Origin of the sequence: Streptomyces sp. NPDC051133, from assembly GCF_040682635.1 — a bacterium.
GTDB lineage: Bacteria > Actinomycetota > Actinomycetes > Streptomycetales > Streptomycetaceae > Streptomyces.
Genome location: NZ_JBFBBK010000208.1, coordinates 1 through 1,836 on the forward strand (window position 1 = coordinate 1; position 1,836 = coordinate 1,836).

2 protein-coding genes and 1 pseudogene are annotated in these 1,836 nt (G+C 67.7%); 1 reads left to right on the forward strand and 2 read right to left on the reverse strand.

Annotated features, from left to right (window positions below):
- Positions 1-235: 235 nt before the first annotated feature.
- Together AB0N17_RS46450 and AB0N17_RS46455 are read right to left on the reverse strand one after the other, a co-directional pair.
- The gene (locus tag AB0N17_RS46450; protein ID WP_366017697.1) at positions 236-598 is read right to left on the reverse strand and encodes an STAS domain-containing protein; all 363 of its coding nucleotides are present in this window, start codon (positions 596-598) and stop codon (positions 236-238) included.
- A gap of 292 nt (positions 599-890) precedes the next feature.
- Positions 891-1,217, reverse strand: a complete 327-nt coding sequence (locus AB0N17_RS46455; RefSeq protein ID WP_366017698.1) for a hypothetical protein — start codon at positions 1,215-1,217, stop codon at positions 891-893.
- Between the two features lie 360 nt (positions 1,218-1,577).
- Between AB0N17_RS46455 and AB0N17_RS46460 the strand changes: the two are divergent.
- A pseudogene (locus tag AB0N17_RS46460) lies at positions 1,578-1,836 on the forward strand (hypothetical protein); the annotation flags it as partial.

Here is a 1,836-nt window from a genome sequence, read left to right on the forward strand (position 1 = left end):
CGCTCCGCGGGACCGGGTGCTGGTCATCACCTGGTGGGACGCGTCGGGTTCGCCTCAGCGCCTGCCTGGCCCCAAGCCCTCACACCCCACTCCACCATGCCTGGCACATGGCCGCGCCACTCCGTCCCCGATGCCCGACCGCGCCGGAAGAGAGGGCTTGGATGGCCGCCAAGCCGTCGCCTGGGTCGGCACGGGCTCTACCGGCCGGAGCGGGAAAGAGTGTCGCTGACCGTTATCAGGGCGGTGCCGGGCCGGAGCTGGAGGCCGGTCCGGTTTGGGGCGGCAGGCCGAGCCGGGTATCGAGGCCCGTGATCCTCAGTACCTGCCGCAACGCCGCCCCCGTCCCTTCCAGAGTGAACATGGCTCCGGCCCCCACAGCGCTCTTCTGCGCCCCGAGCAAGGCCGACAGCCCAGACGAGTCACAGAACGACACCCCAGACACATCCAGCACCAGCCGGGCCGGTCGGTGATCGAGGCACTCAGCGACGACAGTGCGCAGCTCCGGTCCCGTGAACACATCCAGCTCGCCGAAGACGCCTACGCGCACCGTGTTGCTCTCATGGAGCCTCAGGGAAGTGATCCCTCCCGCGCCGATCATTCGGCTTCCCCATCGGTCCCAAGGACGGCTGCGGCAGGAAGACCATCGGCCCCCAGGCGGCAGCCCCCGACTCGGTACAGAAGGGTTTCGATCATGTGTGGGCGCATCTCGCTGACGCGCTGCTGCAGTGGTGTGCTGGTGCGGATGTATCTGCTCACGCCGCTCACCTGCCCCGGCAAATCGACCTCACCCCAGTCCCCCCACGCTATCGGACACCCCTGAAAGACGCCTCACTCAAAAGGCGGGATTACCACATCAAAGGAGCGGGCAGCCGCCGCTCACCCCGGCTGCCTCAGACACCGCCGCACGGCGCTCCACCGACCGCGCGCAGCAGCTCCGCCTTGCGGTCGTCAGAGCTCCCAGCTGTCCTCGCCAAGGGCCGACCGCCCTCGCCGGTGTGATACGTGCCGATCTCTGCGTCAACGATCGTATGAGTGCCGGACTCGATCAGAGCCGCAACACGTAACTGCGGATACGCAACGGTCTGTCCCGGGCGCTTGCGCGGCCGGCCGAAGAAGTCCGCGTTCGCCTGAGTGCCTGTGGTCTCCAGCACCATTCCGTCGACCACCATCAGCCGTAACCCGCGCCAGAACGCGCCGGGTGTGGCCTCGGCAGCCACCGGACCTACCTGCGCCAGGAGTTCTCTGAGCGGTCCCTCACCCAGCCGCAGCCGAGCCCTGGAGCAGGGTGGGCATTCGCCGTGGGTTTCAGAACCGACCTAAACCCAAAAGCTGCTATTTCCCCAATATAGCACATATCACTTCTTTAGTGATCTAGGTCTTTCTGCTCGCCGTGCCCGGCACATGACGGACTGAGGCCGGCGTCGTTTCGAGATCAGGAGACAGCAGTGAACAGACGCCATGTGGACGTAGCCCCGTTGTGGCTTCAGGGAAGCCGGGGCGGAAGGCGGTGGGGGGTGTGGCTGGGCCGGTTGGCGGCGGCATTCGCTGTCCTGGCTGGGCTGGTGGTGCTGCCGGCCGTGCACGCAGCGGCCCAGGGCGGCTCGGGTGGCCACCGGGCCAAGAACCATTCTCGTACGGCAGTTGCCGGGCGAGGTGTGCACGCGGCCGCAGCCGCCCTGAACGGCACCTTCGCCTACGTCGCCAACCACCGCTCGAATACCGTGTCGGTGATCGACACCGCCACCACCACCATCCCCGTCGGCACCAGTCCGACTGGTGTAGCGATCGGGCCCGCCTCGACCACGCCGGGGGCGCCCAGCCAGGCAGGGGTCCAGC